This is a genomic window from Agromyces tropicus (assembly GCF_039531345.1).
GTDB classification, from domain to species: domain Bacteria; phylum Actinomycetota; class Actinomycetes; order Actinomycetales; family Microbacteriaceae; genus Agromyces; species Agromyces tropicus.
In genome coordinates, this window is the sequence record NZ_BAAAPW010000008.1 from 119,104 (window position 1) to 141,514 (window position 22,411).

Annotated in this window: 19 protein-coding genes, 1 pseudogene and 1 riboswitch; of the genes and pseudogenes, 9 read left to right on the forward strand and 11 right to left on the reverse strand. The window is 75.1% G+C overall.

All coding sequences use genetic code 11. The annotated features are described in order from the left end of the window. Nucleotides 1-10: 10 nt before the first annotated feature. On the forward strand, nucleotides 11-1,189 hold the full coding sequence (locus ABD230_RS18750; protein ID WP_344378782.1) for a MarP family serine protease: 1,179 nt from the start codon (nucleotides 11-13) through the stop codon (nucleotides 1,187-1,189). Between the two features lie 63 nt (nucleotides 1,190-1,252). Here ABD230_RS18750 and ABD230_RS18755 read toward each other — a convergent pair whose 3' ends face one another. Both ABD230_RS18755 and ABD230_RS18760 read right to left on the reverse strand, forming a co-directional pair. Further along, the gene (locus tag ABD230_RS18755; protein WP_344378789.1) at nucleotides 1,253-2,179 is read right to left on the reverse strand and encodes an aldose 1-epimerase family protein; all 927 of its coding nucleotides are present in this window, start codon (nucleotides 2,177-2,179) and stop codon (nucleotides 1,253-1,255) included. A 10-nt stretch (nucleotides 2,180-2,189) separates the two neighbouring features. Then, a complete protein-coding gene (locus ABD230_RS18760) occupies nucleotides 2,190-3,056 on the reverse strand; it encodes a DeoR/GlpR family DNA-binding transcription regulator (RefSeq protein ID WP_344378791.1) in 867 nt (288 codons plus the stop codon). A gap of 82 nt (nucleotides 3,057-3,138) precedes the next feature. Here ABD230_RS18760 and galT point away from each other — a divergent pair, with 82 nt between their 5' ends. Both galT and galK read left to right on the forward strand, forming a co-directional pair. Further along, a complete protein-coding gene (gene galT / locus ABD230_RS18765; RefSeq protein WP_344378794.1) occupies nucleotides 3,139-4,296 on the forward strand; it encodes a galactose-1-phosphate uridylyltransferase in 1,158 nt (385 codons plus the stop codon). After that, nucleotides 4,293-5,453 (forward strand): galactokinase, encoded by a 1,161-nt coding sequence (gene galK, locus ABD230_RS18770; protein WP_344378798.1) that lies wholly within the window; start codon nucleotides 4,293-4,295, stop codon nucleotides 5,451-5,453. Before galT ends, galK begins: the two co-directional genes overlap by 4 nt. Before the next feature lie 39 nt (nucleotides 5,454-5,492). On the opposite strand, the gene ABD230_RS18775 is transcribed toward galK, so the two are convergent. Then, the gene (locus ABD230_RS18775) at nucleotides 5,493-5,987 is read right to left on the reverse strand and encodes a YbaK/EbsC family protein (protein ID WP_344378800.1); all 495 of its coding nucleotides are present in this window, start codon (nucleotides 5,985-5,987) and stop codon (nucleotides 5,493-5,495) included. A 93-nt stretch (nucleotides 5,988-6,080) separates the two neighbouring features. Here ABD230_RS18775 and ABD230_RS18780 point away from each other — a divergent pair, with 93 nt between their 5' ends. Together ABD230_RS18780 and ABD230_RS18785 are read left to right on the forward strand one after the other, a co-directional pair. Next, nucleotides 6,081-7,421: an APC family permease gene (locus tag ABD230_RS18780; RefSeq protein ID WP_344378803.1), complete on the forward strand. Its 1,341-nt coding sequence runs from the start codon at nucleotides 6,081-6,083 to the stop codon at nucleotides 7,419-7,421. Between the two features lie 91 nt (nucleotides 7,422-7,512). Then, entirely contained in the window at nucleotides 7,513-8,049 is a 537-nt protein-coding gene (locus ABD230_RS18785) for a gamma carbonic anhydrase family protein (protein WP_344378806.1), read from the forward strand. A gap of 291 nt (nucleotides 8,050-8,340) precedes the next feature. Here the strand turns inward: ABD230_RS18785 and ABD230_RS18790 are convergent. The 5 genes and pseudogenes from ABD230_RS18790 to glyA all read right to left on the reverse strand — a co-directional run. Further along, nucleotides 8,341-9,387 (reverse strand): annotated as a pseudogene (locus tag ABD230_RS18790) (DUF6716 putative glycosyltransferase); the annotation flags it as partial. Beyond that, a complete protein-coding gene (locus ABD230_RS18795) occupies nucleotides 9,384-10,256 on the reverse strand; it encodes an N-acetylneuraminate synthase family protein (RefSeq protein ID WP_344378810.1) in 873 nt (290 codons plus the stop codon). The gene ABD230_RS18795 and the pseudogene ABD230_RS18790, both read right to left, overlap by 4 nt. A gap of 22 nt (nucleotides 10,257-10,278) precedes the next feature. Next, nucleotides 10,279-11,829, reverse strand: coding sequence for a cytidylyltransferase domain-containing protein (locus tag ABD230_RS18800; RefSeq protein ID WP_344378812.1), 1,551 nt, complete (start codon nucleotides 11,827-11,829; stop codon nucleotides 10,279-10,281). A gap of 95 nt (nucleotides 11,830-11,924) precedes the next feature. Then, nucleotides 11,925-12,812 carry a bifunctional methylenetetrahydrofolate dehydrogenase/methenyltetrahydrofolate cyclohydrolase gene (locus ABD230_RS18805; RefSeq protein WP_344378815.1) on the reverse strand — a complete coding sequence of 296 codons (888 nt, stop codon included), beginning with the start codon at nucleotides 12,810-12,812 and terminating at the stop codon, nucleotides 11,925-11,927. Nucleotides 12,813-12,977: 165 nt separating this feature from the next. Beyond that, nucleotides 12,978-14,297, reverse strand: a complete 1,320-nt coding sequence (glyA, locus tag ABD230_RS18810; RefSeq protein ID WP_344378819.1) for a serine hydroxymethyltransferase — start codon at nucleotides 14,295-14,297, stop codon at nucleotides 12,978-12,980. Nucleotides 14,298-14,370: 73 nt separating this feature from the next. After that, nucleotides 14,371-14,452: riboswitch (ZMP/ZTP riboswitch) on the reverse strand. Between the two features lie 92 nt (nucleotides 14,453-14,544). Here glyA and nagA point away from each other — a divergent pair. Beyond that, the gene (gene nagA / locus ABD230_RS18815) at nucleotides 14,545-15,717 is read left to right on the forward strand and encodes an N-acetylglucosamine-6-phosphate deacetylase (protein WP_344378822.1); all 1,173 of its coding nucleotides are present in this window, start codon (nucleotides 14,545-14,547) and stop codon (nucleotides 15,715-15,717) included. Nucleotides 15,718-16,168: 451 nt separating this feature from the next. Further along, nucleotides 16,169-17,671 (forward strand): sigma-70 family RNA polymerase sigma factor, encoded by a 1,503-nt coding sequence (locus ABD230_RS18820; RefSeq protein ID WP_344378826.1) that lies wholly within the window; start codon nucleotides 16,169-16,171, stop codon nucleotides 17,669-17,671. A 33-nt stretch (nucleotides 17,672-17,704) separates the two neighbouring features. Here ABD230_RS18820 and ABD230_RS18825 read toward each other — a convergent pair whose 3' ends face one another. Continuing rightward, complete coding sequence (locus ABD230_RS18825; RefSeq protein WP_344378829.1) at nucleotides 17,705-18,946, reverse strand: MFS transporter; 1,242 nt, start codon at nucleotides 18,944-18,946, stop codon at nucleotides 17,705-17,707. 155 nt (nucleotides 18,947-19,101) lie between these two features. Between ABD230_RS18825 and purU the strand changes: the two genes are divergently transcribed. Next, entirely contained in the window at nucleotides 19,102-19,980 is an 879-nt protein-coding gene (gene purU / locus ABD230_RS18830; RefSeq protein WP_344378832.1) for a formyltetrahydrofolate deformylase, read from the forward strand. A 12-nt stretch (nucleotides 19,981-19,992) separates the two neighbouring features. Here purU and ABD230_RS18835 read toward each other — a convergent pair whose 3' ends face one another. Both ABD230_RS18835 and ABD230_RS18840 read right to left on the reverse strand, forming a co-directional pair. Then, entirely contained in the window at nucleotides 19,993-20,358 is a 366-nt protein-coding gene (locus ABD230_RS18835) for a YrdB family protein (protein ID WP_344378835.1), read from the reverse strand. A gap of 96 nt (nucleotides 20,359-20,454) precedes the next feature. Continuing rightward, nucleotides 20,455-21,678: an ABC transporter permease gene (locus ABD230_RS18840; protein WP_344378839.1), complete on the reverse strand. Its 1,224-nt coding sequence runs from the start codon at nucleotides 21,676-21,678 to the stop codon at nucleotides 20,455-20,457. An 83-nt stretch (nucleotides 21,679-21,761) separates the two neighbouring features. Between ABD230_RS18840 and ABD230_RS18845 the strand changes: the two genes are divergently transcribed. Then, complete coding sequence (locus ABD230_RS18845) at nucleotides 21,762-22,355, forward strand: TetR/AcrR family transcriptional regulator (protein ID WP_344378842.1); 594 nt, start codon at nucleotides 21,762-21,764, stop codon at nucleotides 22,353-22,355. Nucleotides 22,356-22,411: the final 56 nt, after the last annotated feature.

Here is a 22,411-nt window from a genome sequence, read left to right on the forward strand (position 1 = left end):
CCACCCCCGCATGACCTGGAGCCTCGTCCTCGACATCCTGCTCGTGCTCGTGCTCATCGGCGCGCTCGTGCACGGATGGCGCGCCGGGCTGCTGCGCACCCTCGGCGGGCTGCTGGGCCTCATCGCCGGCGGCATCGCCGCGTACGTCGCGATGCCGTGGGTGGTCTCGTTCATCGCCGCACCGGAGTGGCGCGCGCCGGTCGCGATCGCCGTCGCCGTGCTCCTGCTCGTCGCGGGCACGTCGCTCGGCGCCGCCATCGGGCGGGCGCTGGGGCGCGGTGCCGAAGCGGTGAAGCTCGGCGTCCTCGACCGCGTCCTCGGCGCGATCGTGAACACGATGGTCACCGCCTTCGTCGTCGGTCTGGTCGCCTCGGGCGTCGGCAGCATGGGCGTGCCCGTCGTCTCCCCCGCCGTGTCGGGCTCGTGGGTGGTGCGCGGCATCGACCAGGTGACCCCGGCGCCGGCCCGCGCCCTCATGGCGGAGCTGCGCACGGTCGCCACGGGCGAGGCGATCCCGTGGCTCACGGGCGTGCTCGACGGGCCGACGGTCGCCCCGGAGCTGCCGTCGGGCGGCCTCGACGATCCCGAGCTGCAGGCCGCTGCGGCATCCGTCGTGCGCATCACCGGACTGGCGTTCGAGTGCGGCGGCAACCTGACCGGCTCGGGGTTCGTGGTCGCACCGGACCGCGTGGTCACCAACGCGCACGTCGTCGCCGGCGTCGTCGAGCCGATCGTCGAGGCGCCCGGTCGCGGCCCCGTCGCCGGCCGGGTCGTCGCGTTCGAGCCCGACGTGGACCTCGCCGTCATCGCGGTCGACGGCCTGGACGTGGCACCGCTCGAGGTCGCCGACGCGCCCGGCCCCGAGGCCGACGTCGCCGTCGCCGGCTACCCGTTCGGCGGCCCGCTCGAGCTGCGGGCCGCGCGGGTGATGGCGAACGGCCCGATCACGATCTCGATCGACGGCGACACGAGCTCGCGCGACGTCATGACGCTCGCCGCGCAGGTCGACCACGGCAACTCGGGCGGGCCCGTGCTCACGGGCGACGGCGAGGTCGGCGGCGTGGTCTTCGCGAAGTCCCAGACCGTCGAGAACGTCGGCTTCGCGGTGCCCGTCGGCACGCTCGAGCCGCTCGCCGACGAGGCGCCCTCGCTCAGCGAGCAGGTCGACTCGGGCCGCTGCGCCTTCTGACCGCGCCGGCGCGGCGCCGCGACGGGTCGGGACGGCCCCGACCGCGTCAGCGGCGCGAGCGGCTCACTCGGCGGTGAACCCGGCGAAGCGGATGCCCCAGCTGAGCTCCCACTGCTCGCCCGGGTCGAGCCAGCGCAGGCCCTTGCCCGAGTTGAACGCCTCGGCGGGCGCGGTCATCGGCTCGACGGCGATCGCCTTCGACTCCCCGGGGAAGCTCTCGGTCGTGTACACCTGCACGTACGCGAACTCGTCGTCGGCCCAGACCGAGACCGTGCGTCCGTCGGGCGCCATCAGCGTGTGCTCGACGGTGCCGTCGACCGAGGCGAGCTCGCCGAACGCGTCGTCGAGCTCGACGTCGGCGACGCGGCGACCCTCGCGGAAGTCCCATTCGGTGCCGTCGACCGGCACCTCGCCGGTCGGCAGCAGGCGGTCGTCGACCTCGAGGTGGCTCGCGGCGTCGAGGCGCAGCACCAGCTCCTCGGTGGGCACGCCGCCGATCTTCACGAACGGGTGGGTGCCGACGGCGACGGGTGCGGCCTCGGCGCCGAGGTTCTCGAGGAAGTGCGTGACCTTCAGGCCGTCGGAGACGAGCTCGTACCGCACGGCCGTCCGGACGGTGAACGGGTAGCCGAGCTGCGGGTAGATCGTCGCCGCGAGGGTGACCGAGTCGCGATCCTGCTCCATCGGCCGGTACTCCGTGTAGCGGAGGAGGCCGTGGATCGCGTTGTTCCGCGCCGGCTCGGTGATGGCCAGCTGGTGCGACTCGTCGCCGTGCCGCCAGACGCCGTCGCGGATCCGGTTCGGCCACGGCACGAGCACGATGCCCGAGCCCGACGGCGGCGTCCGGTCCTCGCCGTACGGCGGCACGAGGTCGGTGCCGTTGATCGTGAGGGTCCGCAGGCCCGCGGCGACGGCGGTGACCGTCGCGCGGACGTCGCCCGTGGAGGTGGTCGTCTCGAGTTCGAACTGATCGCCCGTGGGGTGGGTCATGCACACCACCTTATGGCCGGTCGGGCGGACGGGCGACGATGACGTCGAGTCCGGCCTGGCGGAGCTCGCCGACGAGCACGCCCGGTGCGGCGGCGTCGGTGACCAGCGCGTCGAACGCGTCGACGGGCGCGATCCGCCCGAGGTGCACCTCGCCGAGCTTCGAGGCGTCGGCCACGACGACGGCGCGCGCCGCGCGCCGGAGCATGAGCGACTTGACGCTCGCCTCGGGCAGGTTCGCGTTGGTGACCCCGAGGGCGGGATCGACGCCGTTGCAGCCGATGACCGCCAGGTCGACGTGCACCTCGTCGAGGATCGAGTCGGCGAGCGGGTGCACGAGCGAGTGCTGGCGCGGCCGCAGCGTGCCGCCCGTGACTATGACGGTGAACCGCGGGATCTCGGGCTCGAGCTCGAGCGCGATCGAGAGTCCGTTGGTGAAGATCGTCACGTCGTCGAGGTCGTCGCGGGCGCGGAGGGCGCGGGCGACCTGCAGCGTGGTCGTGCCGACGTCGAGGATGACGCTCCATCCGCTGCGCACCATGCCCGCGACCCGCTCGCCGATCAGCTGCTTGGGCACGACGGATGCCGCGAGCGCCTCCTCGAAGCTGGGCTCGCGCTCGGGCCGGGACTCGGCGACGCCCGTGCCCGCGGGCACCGCGCCGCCGTGCACGCGACGGACGAGGCCGGCGCGCTCGAGGGCATCGAGGTCGGCCCGTGCGGTCACCGGCGTCACCCCGAACGACTCGCTGAGCTCGACGACGCGCACGAAGCCGCGTTCGGCGACGAGGTCGGCCGTGAGCGACCGGCGGTGGGCGGCGTCGCGGGCGGTGGCCGCGGCGGCGAGGCCGCGAGGCGGCTCGACGTGCGCGTCGGAGGACATGCGGCCATCATCGCCGGGCCGACGAGACTTTGCAATACGAAACCTGCTTGTTTCTCAAACGCAAATCGCGTACCGTGGCGGCGTGCACCAGACCGAACCCGGCATCCTCGACCCGCGCATCGCGGTGCGCCGCTCGACGCTCGCCGACGGACGCGAGCTGATCTACTTCGACGACGCCGACACCGCGCTCCCGCCCGAGCGCGCGATCGACGCGCGCGCGCTCGACCCGCGGCCGGCGACGGCCGAGATGCGCCAGGACCCGCTCACCGGCGACTGGGTCTCGATCGCCGCAGCCCGCCAGAACCGGGTCTTCCTCCCGCCGGCCGACGCCGACCCGCTCGCCCCGCAGACGGCGACGAACCCGTCCGAGATCCCGAGCACCTACGACGTCGCGGTCTTCGAGAACCGCTCGCCGTCCTTCGGCCCGGAACTGCCCGACTGGAGCGGGTCGGCCGATGCCGCGGCATCCGCATCCGCCCTCGCCGACGTCCGCACCATCGGGCTGGAACGCCGGCTCCCCTCGCACGGCCGCTGCGAGGTCGTGTGCTTCAGCCCGGAGCACGAGGGCTCGTTCGGCACCCAGACCGTCTCGCGCGCCCGCACCGTCATCGAGGCGTGGGCGCACCGCACGGCCGCACTCTCGGCGATGCCGGGCGTGCAGCAGGTCTTCCCGTTCGAGAACCGCGGCCGCGAGATCGGCGTCACGCTCCCGCACCCGCACGGCCAGATCTACGCCTACCCGTACGTCACGCCGCGCACCGAGCGCCTGCTCGCCTCCGTCGACGCCTACGGCCCGACGCTGCAGGCCGACCTGCTCGAGCGCGAGCGGTCCGGCGGGCGCGTGCTCATCGCCGGCGACCACTGGACCGCCTACGTGCCGTTCGCCGCGCGCTGGCCCATCGAGGTGCACCTCGTGCCCAACCGGCACGTGCCCGACCTCGCGGCCACCGACGCGGCCGAGCGCGACGAGCTCGCGCGCGTCTACCTGCGCCTGCTCCGCGGCGTCGACCGCCTCTACGACACGCCCACGCCGTACATCGCCGCCTGGCACCAGGCGCCCGTGCACGAGCACCGCGACGACGTGCGCCTCACGATGCAGTTGACGAGCCCGCGCCGGGCCGCCGACCGGCTCAAGTACCTCGCCGGCTCCGAGGCGGCCATGGGCGCCTGGATCGGCGACGTGCCGCCCGAGGCGCAGGCCGCCGCGCTGCGCACCGCGATCGAAGGAGTGGAACTGTGACCGACCCCGTGGCCTCCGCCGAGCACCTCTTCGCCGAGCAGTTCGGCCGCCGCCCGGCAGGGGTGTGGTCCGCGCCGGGCCGCGTCAACCTCATCGGCGAGCACACGGACTACAACGACGGCTTCGTCTTCCCCTTCGCGATCGACCGGCGCACCACCGTCGCACTCGGCGACCGCGACGACCGCGTGGTCCGCGTCGCCTCGACCTTCTCGCCCGACGTCGTCGAGGTCCACCTCGACGACCTCACGCCCGACGCCGTCGACGGCTGGGCGGCGTACCCCCTCGGCGTGGTCTGGGCCCTGGGCGAGTCCGGAGCCGACCTGGAGCACGTGCGCGGCGTCGACCTGCACATCGACTCCGGCGTCCCCGTGGGCGCCGGCCTGTCGTCGTCGGCCGCGATCGAGTGCGCCGTCGCGCTCGCGCTCGACGAGCACTGGGGCCTCGGCTTCGACCGCCCGGCGCTCGCGAAGGTCGGCCGCCTCGCCGAGAACCGGGTCGTCGGCGCGCCGACCGGCATCATGGACCAGTCCGCATCGCTGCTCGGCGAGGCCGACTCGGGCGTGTTCCTCGACTGCCGCAGCCTCGACGCCGACGTGATCCCGCTCGGCTTCGCCGAGGCCGGGCTCTCGCTCCTCGTGATCGACACGCGCGTGAGCCACTCGCACGCGACCGGCGGCTACGCCGCTCGCCGCGCGTCGTGCGAGGCGGGCGCCCGCGCGCTCGGCGCGGAGTCGCTGCGCGAGGTGCGCGTCGAGGACCTCGACCGGGCGCGCGAGCTGCTCGACGACGAGACGTTCCGTCGGGTGCGCCACGTCGTCACCGAGGACCAGCGGGTGCTCGACACCGTCCGCACGCTCCGCGAGCAGGGGCCGGGCGCCATCGGGCCGCTGCTCGACGCCTCGCACGTGTCGATGCGCGACGACTTCGAGATCTCGGTGCCCGAGCTCGACCTCGCCGTCGAGACCGCGCAGGCGAACGGCGCGATCGGCGCGCGCATGACCGGCGGCGGCTTCGGCGGCGCCGCGATCGCGCTCGTCATCGACGACCTCGTGCCCGTGATCACCCGCAAGGTGCTCGAGGCGTTCGCGGAGCACGGCTACCGCGAGCCCGGCGTCTTCCCCGTGCACGCGGCGCAGGGCGCGCGCCGCGACGCGTAGGAGACGCGGCGCTCGGGCGCGCGGCGGCCTCCGCGGCGCTCAGCGCGGCTCGACCGCGGTCGGCGTGCCGTCCGTGATCCGGACGAGCTCGTCGTAGGTCGTCGGGAACACCGTCTTCGCGTGCCCGGCGGCCGCCCACACCTCGTCGAACGCCTCCAGGTCGGTGTCGACGAACGTGCGCACGGGCGTGGGATGCCCGACCGGCGCCACGCCGCCGATGACCTGGCCCGTCGCGCCCTTCACGACGTCCTTGGAGGCCCGGCCGATCGTGCCCCCGAGCTGGTCGCCGAGCCACGCCGTGTCGACGCGGTGCGCGCCGGAGGTGAGCACGAGGATCGGCTCGTCGTCGAGCGTGAACACGAGCGAGTTCGCGATCTGCCCGACCTCGACGCCGAGCGCGTCGGCGGCCAGCTGCGCGGTCGTGACGGCGTCGTCGAACCACACGATGCGCGCGTCGACGCCCCGCGCGGCGAGGGCGTCCGCGACGCGGTCGACGGCGGCGTGCGAGGGTCCGGCGGGCTGCTCGGCGGTCATGCGTCGATCCTACGAGCGGATGCCCCGGCATCCGTCGCCCGGTGACCGCCCGCCCGCCGCCGCCCGTTCACCGCCCTGCCGTAGGGTTCGAGCGTGACCGACTCCGCCGCCCCGCACGACCGCCTCGCCCGTCGTCTCGGGCTCCGCGGCGCGGTCGCGATCGGCCTGGCCGCGATGATCGGCGCGGGCGTCTTCGCGGTGTGGGCGCCGGCGGCGAAGGCGGCCGGCGGGTGGCTGCTCGCCGGGCTCGCGATCGCGGCGGCCGTGGCGTTCGCGAACGCCGGGTCGACCGCGCAGCTCGCCGTGCGGTACCCCGAGGCGGGCGGCGCCTACCGCTACGGCCGCGAGCGGCTCGGCGCCTGGCCGGGGTTCCTCGCGGGCTGGGGGTTCGTCATCGGCAAGACGGCCAGCTGCGCCGCGATGGCGCTCACCGCGGCCGCGTACCTCGTGCCGCCCGCCTGGCAGAAGCCGGTCGCGGTCGCTGCGGTCGCCGTGCTCGTCGGCGTCAACGTGCTCGGCGTCACGCGCACGGCGCGCGTCGCGTCGGCGATCGTGTCGGCCGTGCTCGCGGTGCTCGTCGTGGTCGTCGCGGCCGGCGTCGCCGCGATCGCGGGCGTCGGCTGGGGCGTGGGCGCCGCGGGGGCCGAGTCGTCGCTGCGGGCGACGGATGCCGCGGCCGGCGGGCTCGGAGCCTACGGCGTGCTGCAGGCGGCCGCCCTCATGTTCTTCGCCTTCGCCGGGTACGCGCGCATCGCGACGCTCGGCGAGGAGGTGCGCGACCCGCGCCGGACGATCCCGCGCGCGATCGGCATCGCGTTCGCGGTCGTGGTCGTCGTGTACGCGCTCGTGGGCACCGCGGCGGTCGGCGCGCTCGGCGCGGACGACCTCGCGGCATCCGTCGCCCCGCTCGTCGACGTGGTCGCGGTCGCCGGGTGGCGCTGGGCCGAGCCCGTCGTCCGCGTCGCCGCCGGTGTCGCCGCGCTGGGCTCGCTGCTGGCGCTCGTCGCCGGCGTCGGCCGGACGAGCCTCGCGATGGCCCGCGACGGCGAGCTGCCGCGCGCGCTGTGCGCCGTGCATCCGCGGTTCGGGGTGCCGCACGTCGCCGAGCTCGCGACGGGCCTCGCCGTCGTGGTGCTCGTGCTCGTCGCCGACCTCCGCGGCGCCATCGGCTTCTCGTCGTTCGGCGTGCTCCTCTACTACCTCGTCGCGAACGCGTCGGCGCTCACGCAGCCCGCCGGCGAGCGGCTCGTGCCGCACTGGCTCTCGTGGTTCGGCGCCATCGGATGCGTCGTGCTCGTCGTGACGCTCCCCGTCGCGTCGATCGTCGCGGGCGTCGCGGTGTTCGCCGTGGGGGCCGCCGTGCGCGGCATCCGCCTCGTCATCGCCGCGCGTCGCGGACATGCCGGCGCCCGCGGGGACGAACCCCGCGACTAGCCCGTCGAGGAGATGCCGGGTGCACCGCTCGCGACCCGCGACGGTGCACCCGGCATCCACTCGATCGGAGCGCCCGCAATAGGCTGGCGGCATGAGCGCCGACCCCTCAGCCCGGATCCTGACCATCGCCGGCATCCCCGCCCCCGAGCTCGACCCGACGGCCTTCGTCGCCCTTGGCGCGGTCGTCGTCGGGCAGGTGCGCCTCGCGGCGCGCTCGAGCGTCTGGTACAACGCCGTACTGCGCGCGGAGGCCGAGACGATCACGCTCGGCGAGCGGTCGAACCTGCAGGACGGCGTCGTCTGCCACGTCGACGCCGGCTACCCCGTCGAGGTCGGCGCGGGCGTCTCGGTCGGCCACCGCGCCGTGCTGCACGGCTGCACGGTCGAGGACGACTGCCTCATCGGCATGGGCGCGACGGTCCTGAACGGCGCCGTCATCGGCCGCGGGTCACTCGTCGCGGCCGGCGCCGTGGTGCTCGAGGGCACCGTCGTGCCGCCCGGCTCGCTCGTCGCCGGGGTGCCCGGCAAGGTCCGCCGCGAGCTCTCCGCCGACGAGCAGGCCGGCATCCGGCGCAACGCCGAGGCGTACCTCGCGCACATCGACCTGCACACCGCCCCGGTCGACTGAGCGAGCCGCCGCGGTCGCGGCCGCTCCGTCCGAGGCGAGCCCGCCCGGCGCCGGAAGCCCGCCCCGCGCCGCACCGACGAGCCGGCGCCGGAGCCTCCGCACGCGACGGACGACGGCGCGGACCGGGACTCCGACGCCCCAGGCGATCGCGCCGGAGGCCGTGCGGTCGAACCCGCCGAGCATGCGGCGGCGCTCGAAGGCGGTGCGGAGCGCGCCGCCGGCGAGGTTGTGGCGCCGCTCCAGCATCGGCAGCGGCACGATCTCGCGCGCTTCGACGAGGGCCCCCATCCGCGCGGCCCAGTCGTCCGCGTCGGCGGCGTGGAAGTAGTTGTCGGCGAGCCAGCCGGGTTCGGCGTGCCGGAACCTGCCCTCGACGAGGTCGAGGGTCGAGCCGAACAGCCCGGCGTCCTCGAAGACGGTGTTGATCATCGCCGACGAGACGCCGAAGTCGTCGACGAGCAGCACGGGGATCCCGAGCGCCACGGCCTCGAGCGCCGCGGTCGAGCTCACGGTCACGAGCGCCGACGCGCGGGCGAGGTGACCCGCCATCGGCCCGTCCTCGACCACGAGGTTCGCGGGCGGGTCGGCGAGCTCCGCGGCGAGGTCGGCGTAGTCGTGCGCCTCGGCGTGCGTCTGCGCCTCGCCCGACCGGGCGCGGACCTTCACGACCACGCGGGCCTCCGGCCGCCGTCGCGCGAGCTCCGCCAGTGCGGCGAGCAGCAGCGCGCGGTCCTCCCGTTCGGCGGGCACCTTCGCCTGGGCGGCGAAGACGACGTCGGTGCCGCGGGGGGCCGCGGCATCCGTGGTGGTGGCCGCGCCGCGACCGGCGAGGAACGGCAGCGTCGCGAGCCCGAACATCCGGTCGACACCGAGCTCGGCGGCGATCGCCCGGAACTCGCGCACCTCCCGGCGGCTGTGCAGGACCACGAGGTCGGTCTGCTCCCGGTAGACCACGGCCTTCGGGACCGCGGGGACGGTCAGCCCCGGGAAGCCGCTGAGGAGCGCGGGTCGGTCCGGGCGCCGCAGGAGCCGCGGCGCGACCACCCGCACGAACGGCCCGCGCAGCGCGAGCAGCACCGCGTGCGGGTCGAACGCGTCGACCTCGTCGTCGAGCCCGCCCCGGCCGTCCAGCGGCACCGTGCGCACCTCGTCGGGGGCGAACCTCGTCCCGTCGAGCGCATGCGCGAGCTGCCGGGCGCTCGGCTGCACGGGGGACGCGACGACCACGAGCCGCACGCGCCACGGTTCCGGCAGCGTCGAGGCGAGCGCCGCGCCCCACTTCACGTACGAGTCGGCGTCGCCCACGACGAGCAGGCGCCGCTCCACGGCGTCCGTCACGCGAGCACCCGGCGCAGCTTGGCCTTCGGCGCCTCCTCGCCCGGGTAGACGCGCTTGATGCCGTCGCCGAGCGCGTCGCCGATGATCCGGATGTCGCGCACGAGGTGCTCCAGGCCCTGCGGCTCGAGCGATGCCGAGTGGTCGGAGCCCCACATCGTGCGGTCCAGGGTGATGTGCCGCTCGACCGCGACCGCGCCCAACGCGACGGCCGCGAGCGAGATCTGGAGCCCGCGCTCGTGGCCCGAGTACCCGATCGGCACGCCCGGGAACCGCCGCTTCAGGGCGGGGACCATGAGCAGGTTGGCCTCCTCGGGCGGCATCGGGTAGCTCGAGGTCGCGTGCATGATGACGAGCCGCTCGGTGCCGAGCACGGCGACCGCGCGGTCGACCTCGTCCATCGTCGACATGCCGGTGGAGAGGATGACGGGCTTGCCCGTCGCGCGGACGGCCTCGAGCAGTTCGAGGTCGGTCACCGACGCCGACGCGATCTTGTGCGCCACGACGCCGTACGACTCCAGGTCGGCGACGGCGGGCACGTCCCACGGCGAGGCGAACCAGTCGAGGCCGTGCAGCGAGGCGTGCGCGGCGATCGCGGCGTACTCGTCGCGGCCGAACTCGACGCGGTGGCGGTACTCGAGGTAGGTCATCGTGCCCCACGGCGTCTCGCGCGGCGTCGCCTTCATGTGCTCCGGCGTCGAGAGGTCGGGCGTGCGCTTCTGGAACTTCACCGCCTGCGCGCCGGCGCGCGCGGCGACCTCGATGAGCCGCTTGGCGAGCTCGACGTCGCCGTTGTGGTTCAGGCCGATCTCGGCGATGACGTAGACGGGGTCGTACTCGCCGATGGCGGCGTGGCCGATGCGCACGGACATCCGGTGCTCGCTCTCTCTTCGGTCAGGTCGCGGAGGACGCCGCGCTGATGGCCTCGCGCTGCTCGCGCGTGGGGTGGGCGGGATCGAGCTCGCGGGATTCGCGGGGCGGGGCGGGCTCGCCCTCCCAGCGGTCGTCGGCCTCGGCGTCGCGACCGCCGTCGGCCGGCCGTGCGTCACGGGGCGTCGCCGAAACGGCGATCGCCTCGCGGGCGGCCAGCACGAGGTCGGCGAGCTCGCGCACCGCGCCGTGCCCGCCGTGCCGCTCGAGCACGTGCCGCGCCCGCTCGAGCGCGTCGGGCGCCGCGTCGGGCACCGCCAGCGGCCAGCCGACCGCGTCGAGCGCGGGGATGTCGCCCCGGTCGTTGCCGAGGTACGCGATGCGGTCGAGCCGGAGGCCGCGCGCGGCGGCCCACTCGCGCAGCGCCGCGCCCTTGTCGGCGACGCCCTGGATGCAGTCGACCCCGAGCTTCTCGGCGCGCCGGGAGACCACCGGGTTCGGCTCGGCGCTGAGGATGAGCACCGGGATGCCGGCGTCGCGGAGGCGGGCGACGCCCGCACCGTCGGCACGGCTCACGCGGACGGACTCGCGGCCGAGTTCGTCGACCAGCGCGGTGTCGTCGGTGTGGACGCCGTCGAAGTCGGTCGCCACGGCGTCGACGTCGACGAACGGATGCCGCGGGTCGGCGACCCACGCCGTGCCCGCGCGACGGGCGAGGCTCGCCGCCACGGCGCCGGCCAGGCGGCGGTCGACGCGGGGCGCGAGGGCGCGGGCCCGGGCGAGGTCGGCGGCGTCGTCGATCTCGACGGCCGTGTCCGGGTGGACGCGCTGGATGCCCACGCGCCCGAAGAACCGGTGCCGCGCCCGGAGGAAGCCGTCGGTGCGGAGCACGTAGAACGCCCCGGTCTCGAGGAACTCGGGCTGGCGGTCCTGGCGCCGCGGACGGTCGCCGGGGTCGTGGTTCACGCCGATCGCGCTCGCCCCGTCGGCGTCGTCGGCACGCTCGCGCCAGAGGAACCCGTGCGTGGGGGTCGCCGCGAACACGACGTCGCGCTCCCCGGTCTCGACGCGGTGCACGGCGGCATCGAGGTCGGCGGGGTCGATGAACGGCGAGGTGGCCTGGATGAACACCGTGACGGGCGCGCGGTCGCGCGCGCCCAGCACGTCGAGCGCGTGGAGCAGCGCGGACTCGCTCGACGCGGTCGCGCCGGCGAGGTCCGCGGGGCGTTCCACGAGCTCCGCACCGGCGCCGCGCGCGACCTCGGCGATCTCCTCGTCGTCGGTGGTGACGACGACGCGCCCGATGCGCTCCGCGGCGAGCGCGGCGTGCACCGCCCGGGCCACGAGTGGCACGCCCCCCACGCGCGCCACGTTCTTGCCGGGCAGGCCCTGCGACCCGCCGCGCGCCGGGATGATCGCGGTCGCGAGCGCGGCGCCGGCCCTCCGACCGCCGCCGGCCGCGCCACGGTCGCCCGGTGCGCGCGCGGCACGTTCCCCGTGCGCGCCGGCGCCGTCCTGGGCGGATCCCGCGGTCGCGTCGGCGGCGGTGGCCTCGGTGAGGTCGCTGCGGCTCATGCCGCGAAGCTATGCGCGCGACGCGTCCACCGGGTGCACGCCCGGTGAACGGGCGTCGACGGGCAGGCGGCGGGCGGATGCCGCCGCGGCGCGGGTCAGCGCCCGTACAGCTTGAGCTCGGCGGCCTTCACGACGTTGGCGAGCAGCATGGCGCGGGTCATCGGACCGACGCCACCGGGGTTCGGCGAGAGGTGGCCGGCGACCTCGGCGACCGCCGGGTCGACGTCGCCCGTCAGCCGGCCCTTGCCGGTCTCCTCGTCGGCGACGCGCGTGATGCCGACGTCGAGCACGGCTGCGCCGGGCTTGATCCAGTCGGCCTTCACCATGTGCGGCACGCCGACGGCGGCGACGACGATGTCGGCGCGGCGCACCTCGTCGGCGAGGTCGACGGTGCGCGAGTGCGTGAGCGTCACGGTCGCGTCGAGCCCCTTGCGCGTGAACAGCAGCCCGAGCGGGCGGCCGACCGTGAGGCCGCGGCCGATGACGGCGACGTGGCGTCCGCGGATCGCCACGTCGTAGCGCTGCAGCATCTCGACGATGCCGGCCGGCGTGCACGGCAGCGGCGAGTGCAGCTCGCCCTCGATGCCGAGCACGAGTCGGCCGAGGTTCGTGGGGTGCAGCCCGTCGGCGTCCTTGTCGGGGTCGATGAGCTCGAGCATGGCGTTCTCGTCGTGGCCCGCGGGCAGCGGCAGCTGGACGATGTAGCCGGTCACCTCGCGCGCCGAGTTGAGGTCGTGGATGGCGGCGCGAACGTCGGCGGTGGTCGCGGAGGCGGGCAGGTCGACGCGGATCGACTCGATGCCGACCTCGGCGCAGTCGCGGTGCTTGCCGGCGACGTACGAGCGCGAGGCCGGGTCGTCGCCGACGAGCAGGGTGCCGAGGCCCGGCACGACGCCGTTGGAGCGCAGGTCGTCGATCCGCGAGGTCAGCTCGGACTTGACGGCCGCCGCGGTCGCGACGCCGTCCAGGGTGGTGGCGGTCATGTTCGGTACCTCTTCCGAGCTGGTCGACGGGTGGAACGGAGGAGATTCCGGCCGACACGCCGGTGGGCGGATGCCACGGGCGGCGTGTCGCCGCGGAACTCCTCCGATCGGTACGGCCGGGCCCGGGGTCGGGCGATCGCGCGCCCCGGGGCCCGGCCGCGCGGACTACTGCTGCAGGCCCGGGTAGAGCGGGAAGGCCTCGGTCAGCGCCTCGACGCGCGAGCGGAGCGCCGCGACATCCGGGTTCGACTGCAGCGCGAGCGCGATGACGTCGGCGACCTCGGTGAACTCGGCGTCGCCGAAGCCGCGGGTCGCGAGGGCCGGCGTGCCGATGCGCAGGCCCGAGGTGACCATCGGCGGGCGCGGGTCGAAGGGCACGGCGTTGCGGTTGACGGTGATGCCGACCTCGTGGAGGCGGTCCTCGGCCTGCTGGCCGTCGAGCTCCGAGGTGCGGAGGTCGGCGAGCACCAGGTGCACGTCGGTGCCGCCCGTGAGCACGTCGACGCCCGCGGCGCGGGAGTCGTCGGCGACGAGGCGCTCGGCGAGGATGCGCGCGCCGCGGACGGTGCGCTCCTGGCGGTCGCGGAACTCCTCGGACGCGGCGATCTTGAACGCGGTCGCCTTGGCGGCGATCACGTGCATGAGCGGGCCGCCCTGCTGGCCGGGGAAGACGTTCGAGTTGAGCTTCTTCGCCAGCTCCATGTCGCGCGACAGGATGAAGCCCGAGCGCGGTCCGCCGATCGTCTTGTGCACGGTCGAGGAGACCACGTCGGCGTGCGGCACCGGGTTCGGGTGCAGGCCCGCGGCCACGAGGCCGGCGAAGTGCGCCATGTCGACCCAGAGCTTCGCGCCCACCTCGTCGGCGATCTCGCGGAACGCGGCGAAGTCGAGCTGGCGCGGGTAGGCCGACCAGCCGGCGATGATGACCTGGGGCTTGTGCTCGAGGGCCTTGTCGCGGACCACGTCCATGTCGACCTGGAAGGTCTCGGGGTCGACGCCGTAGGCGACGGCGTTGTAGAGCTTGCCCGAGAAGTTCAGCTTCATGCCGTGGGTCAGGTGGCCGCCGTGCGCGAGCTCGAGGCCGAGGATCGTGTCGCCGGGCGTCGCGATCGCCGAGAGCACGGCCGCGTTGGCGGTCGCGCCCGAGTGGGGCTGCACGTTGGCGTACTCGGCGCCGAACAGGCTCTTCGCCCGCTGGATGGCGAGGTTCTCGGCGACGTCGACGAACTCGCAGCCGCCGTAGTAGCGGCGGCCCGGGTAGCCCTCGGCGTACTTGTTCGTGAGCACCGAGCCCTGCGACTGCAGCACCGAGACGGGCACGAAGTTCTCGCTCGCGATCATCTCGAGCGTGGTGCGCTGGCGGTTCAGCTCGAGCTCGAGGACCTCGGCGATCTCCGGATCGACCTGCGCGAGCGGCTGGTTGAAGACGGACTCGGCGCCCGCGACTGCGGCGGCGGGGGCGTCGGTGGTGAGTGACTCAGCCAATGGATGGCTCCTTCGGGATGACATGCGGACCTGCGGAAATCGCCTCGTGCGCGACTCGCGCCACGAGGCCTCGCGTACCGGCCCAGGCGTGCGGTCGGTCCGTGCCAGTCGCTCCCCGATGGTCACCCATCTCAACGCCAGTCGCGACGCCGCCAAGCATAGCAACGGATGCCGCGAGCCCTCGCCGCATTGCGCAGGGCGTCACGCGCCCCGCCGGAGGCTCACGACGCAGCGATATCGTGGCCCGGTGAGCTCCGCGCCGATCACCGTCATCCACTCCGCCCGCATCGTCTCGGGCGGCGACACCGTGCCGGACTCGTGGGTGCGCTTCGAGGGCGACCGCATCGCGGACCGCGGCATCGGCGATGCCTGGCGCGAGGCCGAGGACGTCCGGGCCGGTGCCGCGGTCGAGGTGACGGATGCCGCCGGCCGCTGGCTCACGCCCGGATTCGTCGACATCCACTGCCACGGCGGCGGCGGCGAGGCGTTCGACGACGGCGGCGAGGCCATCTCGCGGGCGCTCGCGGTGCACCGGGCGCACGGCACGACGCGCAGCGTGTGCTCGCTGGTCACGGCGCCGGTCGACGTGCTCGCGGAGCGCGTCTCGGCGATCGCCCGCGTCGCGGCATCCGACCCGCTCGTGCTGGGTGCGCACCTCGAGGGCCCGTTCCTCGACCACGAGTTCCGCGGCGCGCACGACCCCGTCATGCTGCGCCAGGCCGACGCCGTCGCGGTCGACCGGCTGCTCGAGGCGGCGGACGGCGGCCTCCGGCAGGTGACGATCGCTCCCGAGCACGACGGCGCCCCCGAGGCGATCGCCAGGTTCGTCGACGCCGGCGTGGCCGTCGCGGTGGGGCACACCGGTGCCGACTTCGAGACGGCGCTGCGCGCGTTCGACGCCGGTGCGTCGATCCTGACGCACGCGTTCAACGGCATGCGCGGCATCCACCACCGCGCCCCCGGTCCCGTGGTCGCGGCGATGCACGCCGACCACGTGACGCTCGAGGTGATCGACGACGGCGTCCACGTGCACCCCGACGTGGTGCGGCTCGCCTTCGCCGGCGCGCAGGGTCGCGTCGCCCTCGTGACCGACGCGATGGCCGCGGCCGGTGCCTCGGACGGGGACTACGTGCTCGGCTCGCTCGCGGTGACCGTCCGCGACGGCATCGCGCGCCTCGCGGAGAACGGCGCCATCGCCGGGTCGACCCTCACGCAGGACGAGGCGCTGCGGCGGGCGGTCCTCGACGCCGGGGTGCCGCTGCACGAGGCGGTCGGCGCGCTCACGGTCACGCCCGCGTCGGCGATCGGGCGGGCGGGAGACCTCGGCCGGCTCGACACGGGCTTCGCCGCCGACGCCGTGCTGCTCGACGAGCACCTCGGGGTCGCGGCGGTCTGGGGAGCCGGCGAGCGGATCGCCTGAGCCGGTCACCGGGCGGGGCGGGAGGCCTGTTCCCCTTCGCCTCCTCGCCCGGCCCGGTCGTCGTACCGCACTGCTCCCCCGAGCGGTCCGCCTGACCGTCGGCCGCCCTCGGGCGACCGCTCCGCCATCCTCCCGGCCCGACCCGTGAGGACGCTGTGCGTCTCCCGTGTCGATCCGATGCCCCGGCGGGGTCCGAGCGACCACCCGGCCCTTCATCCCGGTCCACGGTCGCTCACTGGAGAGACGGCGGATGCCGTCATCCATGACGCGACTTCCGCCACGGATCCGCGGAATCCCGAAGATCCTGCCGATCGCCGGGTCGTGGACGTGCCGCGCCATCTGGTGGAATGAGCGGGAACGCACGCACGCCTGACCGGCGCAGGCCGCCGGCACCCGAAGGCACCGCGCGCGATCCGGGCGCGCCCGCGCGCCCGCGACGAGAGGCAGGCACGTGTCCCCAGCACGCACCGAACTCGCCGACGCGGCGCTCATCGCCGCGACCCGGACCGGCGACCGCGAGGCCTACGCCGAGCTGTGGCGACGCCACGAGGCATCCGCCCGCACGGTCGCCCGGTCGCACACGACCCTCGACGCCGAGGACCTCGTCGCCGAGGCCTTCACGCGCATCTACGAGGCGATCGGCGCAGGGCACGGGCCGACGGGCGCCTTCCGGCCCTACCTGTTCACGACCATCCGCAACACGGCGGCGAGCTGGGGCCGCGCCGCGCGCGAGCACGCGCTCGACACGCTCGACCAGGTCGAGGACCCGGCCACGAGCGACGCCGCCGTGCTCGCGGAGCTCGACCGCTCGACGACCGCGACCGCGTTCCGGGCGCTCCCGGTGCGCTGGCAGGAGGTGCTCTGGTACGCCGAGGTCGAGCGGATGTCGCCGGCGCAGATCGCACCGCTCGTCGGCATGTCGGCCAACGCGACCGCCGCCCTCGCGTACCGCGCCCGCGAGGGGCTGCGCCAGCAGTGGATCCGCGCGCACCTCGCCGACGCGGGCCACGACCCGGAGTGCCGCTGGACCGTCGACCGACTCGCCGCCTACCTGCGGGGGCGGCTCCGCGCGCGCGACACGGCGAAGGTCGAGGCCCACCTGGACGGCTGCGCCCGGTGCACGGTCGTCGCGGCGGAGGCGCGCGAGGTCGGCTCGCGGCTCGCGATCGTCCTGCTGCCGCTGGCGGCGGGCACCACCGCCGCCACGGCGTACTCTGCCGCGCTGGGCGCGTCGGCCCCGGTCACGGTGGCGGCCGCGGGGGCGGGGAGCCTCGCCGGCGCTGCGTCGACGTCCGGCGGCATCACCGTCACGGGCGGCGCGGGCGCCGGTGCGTCCGGCGCTGCCGCATCGACCGGGGGCGCCGCGGCCTCCGCCGCCGCGGGCGGCGCCGGCGGTGCGGTCGCCATCGGGGCCGGAGTGGGCGGCGCACTGCTCGTCGCCACGACGGCCGCCACGCTGCTCCTGCTGCCCGCCCTCGCCCCGACCGACGGCGCACCGGAGCTGCCCGCGGCGGTCGCCGCCGACGCGCCCGCCGCCGAGGTCGCGCCGGCGATCCCGCCCACGACCGCACCCGAACCCGAGCCCGACCCGGCGACCCCGCCCGTCGAGACGGAGACCGAGACCGGGACCCCGTCGCCGGCTCCGCAGGCGGAGCCCGCCGCCGACCCGGCGCCGGCGGTCGACCGCGTGCCGGCACCCGACCCCGAGCCGACCGTCGAGCCGGAGCCGGCCCCGGAGCCGGAGCCCGCGCCGGTCGCCGAACCCGTGCTGGTCGCCGAGGCGCACGGGTCGGAGCTGGTGCTCACCGTGACCGGCGAACCGGGCGCCGAGGTCGAGCTCCTCGCCGACGGCGTCGCCTTCGCGACGGTCACGATCGACGCGACCGGCACCACGGTGATCGAGCTGCTCGCGCCCGCGAACCACAAGTGGACGGCGGGGGCGCGCTACGCCTGAGCCGCCCGGAGGCGGCGGTCGCCGGCGCTCCGCCTACGCGCGGACGGGCACGCCCGCACGGGCCCGCGCCGCGCGCGCCGAGGCGACCACGACCAGCATCGCCACGACGAGCAGCACCGCGTACGCGACCGGGACCGAGCCGACCCCGAAGGCCCCGAAGAGCACCGCACCGACGAGCGCGCCGCCGCCGATGCCCACGTTGAACGCGGTCGTGTAGAGCGCGCTCGCGGCGTCCCGGCGCTCGGGGGGTGCCGCCTGCAGCAGCCGCGTCTGGAGCAGCGGCGGGATGGCGCCGAACGCGAAGCCCCAGACGGTGTACGCGATGATCCCGGGCCAGATCCCGGGCTCGGCGGCGATCGCGACGAGCGCGATCGCGAGCAGCGTCATCGCCACGACCAGCGCACGGACGCTGTCGCGCGCGATCGCGCTGCCCGCAACGAGGAGCCCGGCGGCACCGGCGAGGCCCGACGCGAACAGGAGCGGGGCGACCGCCGCCGGCGACGCGCCGACGACGTCGGTGAGCAGGGGGGCCACGTACGTGAGGGCGGCGTACTGGCCGACCATCACGATCGCGGTCACGACGCTGACCGCGACGACGCCGCGCATGGACGGGCGCACGGCCCGGGCGCCGGCCGCCGGCACCGAACCGGTGGCGGTCGGCCGAGCGGTGCGCGCGGCGTCGTCCGCCGGCACGACCAGCCGCACGACGACCGCACCGGCGAGCGTGAGCAGCGCGACGACGCCGAACGCCCAGCGCCAGCCGAGGCCCTGGCCGAGCGCCGTCGCGAGCGGCACGCCGGCGATGAGCGCGATGGTGCCGCCGCCGAGCACGACCGAGACGGCGCGGCCGAGGTGCGCCTCGCCGACCAGCCGGGCCGGGTAGGCGCCGACGAGGGCCCAGAAGAGCCCGTGCGCGACGCCGCCGACGACGCGGACGGCGACGAGCGTGCCGTAGTCGGGCGCGAGCGCCGACGCGCCGGTCGAGAGCGCGAGGACGACGAGCACCACCGTCATGAGGGTGCGCCGCGGCACGCGCCGGAGCAGTGCGGTGAGCGGCGTCGACGTCACGACGACGGCGAACGCGAACACCGAGACGAGCAGCCCGACGAACGGCGCGCCGACGCCGAGGTCGGCGCTCATCTCGGGCAGCAGCCCCGTCGGGAGCATCTCGATGGTGATGGAGAGGAACACGGCCGAGGCGAGGGCGACGAGCGCCCGCCAGGGCATCGTGGGCATGGTGGTCGCGCGCGGGCGCGACGATTCAGTGATCGGCATGAAGGGTTCATCCGACGGCGTTCCCCGCTCGCGGCCTGGCCGGCGGCGGGTCGACTACGCGCTCACGTGCGCGCCCGGGGCCGGCGGTGTCCGCACGACCGTCGACCAGTGTAGCGGCGTCCGCCTGAGTGGAGGCCGAACGGTACGCTGAGCGGATGACCACGGAGGCCGAGCCGCACAGCCCGCACCGCTACCACTGGGTCGTCACGCTGAGCTGCACCGACGGACCCGGCATCGTGCACGCCGTGAGCGGCGCGATCGTCGCGTCCCGCGGCAACATCACCGAGAGCCAGCAGTTCGCCAGCGACGACACGGGCCGGTTCTTCATGCGCGTGCAGGTCGAGTCGACCGCCGGCCGCGACGAGTTCGAGGCCGCGCTCGCGCCGGTCGTCGAGCGGTGGGGCATGGAGCTGCACCTCGACGAGGTGGGTCGGCCGCTGCGCACCCTCGTGCTCGCCTCGACCGCCGGGCACTGCGTCAACGACCTGCTCTTCCGCCACCACGCGGGGCAGCTGCCGATCGAGGTGCCGCTCGTGCTCTCGAACCACGGAACGCTGCGCGACCTCGTCGACTTCTACGGCGTGCCGTTCGAGTCCGCGCCGGTCACCTCCCCCGAGACGAAGGCCGAGTTCGAACGCCGGATCCTCGCGGCGGTCGACGAGCACGACATCGAGCTCGTGGTGCTCGCGCGGTACATGCAGATCCTCTCCCCCGAGCTCTGCGAGGCGCTCGCCGGGCGCTGCATCAACATCCACCACTCGTTCCTGCCGGGCTTCAAGGGCGCGAACCCGTACCGCCAGGCGCACGCGCGCGGCGTGAAGCTCATCGGGGCGACGGCGCACTTCGTCACGAGCGACCTCGACGAGGGCCCGATCATCGAGCAGAACGTGGTGCGGGTCGATCACTCGCGCTCGGTCGCGGAGCTCGTCGCGATCGGCCAGGACGAGGAGAGCCGCACGCTCTCGCAGGCCGTGAAGTGGTTCGCGGAGCGCCGCGTGCTGCTCGACGGCCAGCGCACGGTCATCTTCCGCTGACCGGGGCGGGCCTCAGTCGCGGAACTCGCGGCGCCCGTTGATGACGCCGCTCACGGCCGCGACGACGGCGAAGACGACCGCGACCACGGGCTGGCCCATGACCCACCAGGCGATCGCCGCCGTCGAGAAGACCGCGATCTCGACGAGCGCCTTCACGAAGGGGTCCACCCGGAAGACCGCCTTGGGCGACCGGAACAGGCCCCAGAGCAGGATCGCCAGCAGCGGCAGGCCGAGCCCGGTGAGGATGCCGGGCCACGGCAGGGCGAACGCCGTGAACCCGAAGATCGCGAGGGTCGCGATCGCGAAGAGCTCGAGCAGGAAGCGCAGCAGGTCGTTGGCGCCGACCGCGGGGGTCGGCTCGGGCGAGGCGTCGTTCACGAGGTTCAAGCCTAATCGGGCCGGCTGCACGGCCGCGCCGCGGCATCCGATCGGGGATGCCGCGGCGCGGTGGAGCACTGCGGTGGTCGGCGCGGTTCAGCCGACCGGGGCGGCGTCGCGGTCGGTCGCGGCTGACGACGCGGGACGCTCGCCCGCGGCATCCGCCTCGGCCAGCTCCTCGTCGGCGTGGGACGCCTCGTCGTCGGACTCCGCGCCGCCGGCCGTGCGGAAGTGCCCGACCAGGGAGAGCAGGATGCCGGCCGCCGCCCAGCCCGCGAGGACCAGCCACGGGAACGCCATCGGCGCGTCGGGGAAGTACGACAGGTCGCGCAGGAGCGTGGCCGCGGCCCCCGGCGGGAACCACTGCCCGATCGCGCCCCACGGCGAGACGAGGAACTCGACCGGCACGGTCGCCGCCGAGATCGGGTTCGCGACCAGGATGAACAGCACGGCGCCGACGCCGATGCCCGCCCGGCCCATGATCGCGACGAGCCCGGTGATGGGCGCGGCGATGGCGGCGACGGCGAGCGCGATGGCACCGGCGTTCACCCAGTAGTCGCCCTGCAGCGCGCCGAACCAGCCCTGCAGGATGCCCCCGAGCACGAGGCCGGTGGCGACCGCGTAGGCGATCACGGCCGCGACGCGGCGCATGGCGCCGATGACGGCGAGCGAGATGGCGATGCCGCCGAGCATGCCGCCGAGCACGAGCGGGAACATGGCGACCGCGAGGCCCGTGCCGCGCGGGTCGGTGTCGGCGAGCGGCACGACGTCGGTCACGGTCACGGTGACCTGCGGCAGCTCGGGCACCGAGGGAGCGCTCGGGGCACCGTCGCCGGCCTGGCCGGTGGCCTGGGCGACGGCGGCCTTCACGGCCGACTCGAGCACCTGCTGGAGCTGCTCCGGAAGTGCGGCCCGCACCTGCTCGTCGATGCCCGCCTGCAGCTGCTGGGCGAGGGCGGTGAGCTGCTGCGCGACCGGCGCGCTCGCGGCGGTGGCGATGAGGACCTCGGGCGCGTCGGTCGGGGCGTCGCCGAGCACGACGGCGCCGTAGACCTCGCGCTGCTCGATCGCCGACACGGCGGCGTCGCGGTCGTCGTAGCGCTCGGGGGCGATGGCCCCGCCTGCCTCGTCGGCGATGCGCTGCTCGACCTGGCTCACCGCGGCGTCGGGGCCCACGATGCCGACGGGGAGGTCCTGGGGATCGGCGGTGACCGATGGCCAGGCGAACGCCAGCAGGATGACGCCGACGACGAGCGAGAGCACGGCGCCGATGCCGACGGCGCGGACCATCGGGGTCCGATGGGTGGTGTGGGAGGACATGATCCGTCCTTTCATAAAAAACGAATGCTCGTTCTTTATAATGGACCCGCGACGTAGGATCGTCAAGCGACGGGAGGATGCCGATGCCCAAGGTGAGCGAGGAGTACCGCGCCGCGCGCCGGGAGGAGATCCTGGACGTCGCGCTCAGGTGCTTCGCCGAGCGCGGCTACGCCAAGACCTCGATCGCCGACCTGGTGGAGGCCTCCGGGCTCTCGGCCGGGGCGATCTACGGCAACTTCCCCGACGGCAAGAAGGAGCTGTTCGCGGCCGCCGCGGCGCGCGTCCTCGAGTCGCGCCGGATCGAGCTCGCCGAGCGTCGCAGGGGCGAGGGCCCGCTGTCGCCGGGCGAGGTCATCGCGACGCTGCTCTCCGGCATCCGCACCGAGCCGTTCAGCGACGTCCTCCCCCAGCTCTGGTCCGAGGCGATCGTCGACCGCGAGATCCGCGACCTCGTGCAGGTCGTGTTCCTGCGGCTGCGCACGGCGATCGGCGTGCAGCTCGCCGACTGGGCGCGCGCGAACCCCGACCGCGTCGACGGCGACCCGGTCGGCTGGGCCGAGCGGGTGACGCCCGTCATCCTCTCCGCGGCGCCGGGCTTCATCCTCCAGCGCGCGCTCCTCGACGACTTCGACGAGGCGGCCTACCTCGGCGCGCTCGAGGAGGCGCTCGCCCACTGAACCGAGGCGCGCCCGATCGCACGGCCGTGCACCGACGGGACGCGCAGCACCGCGAC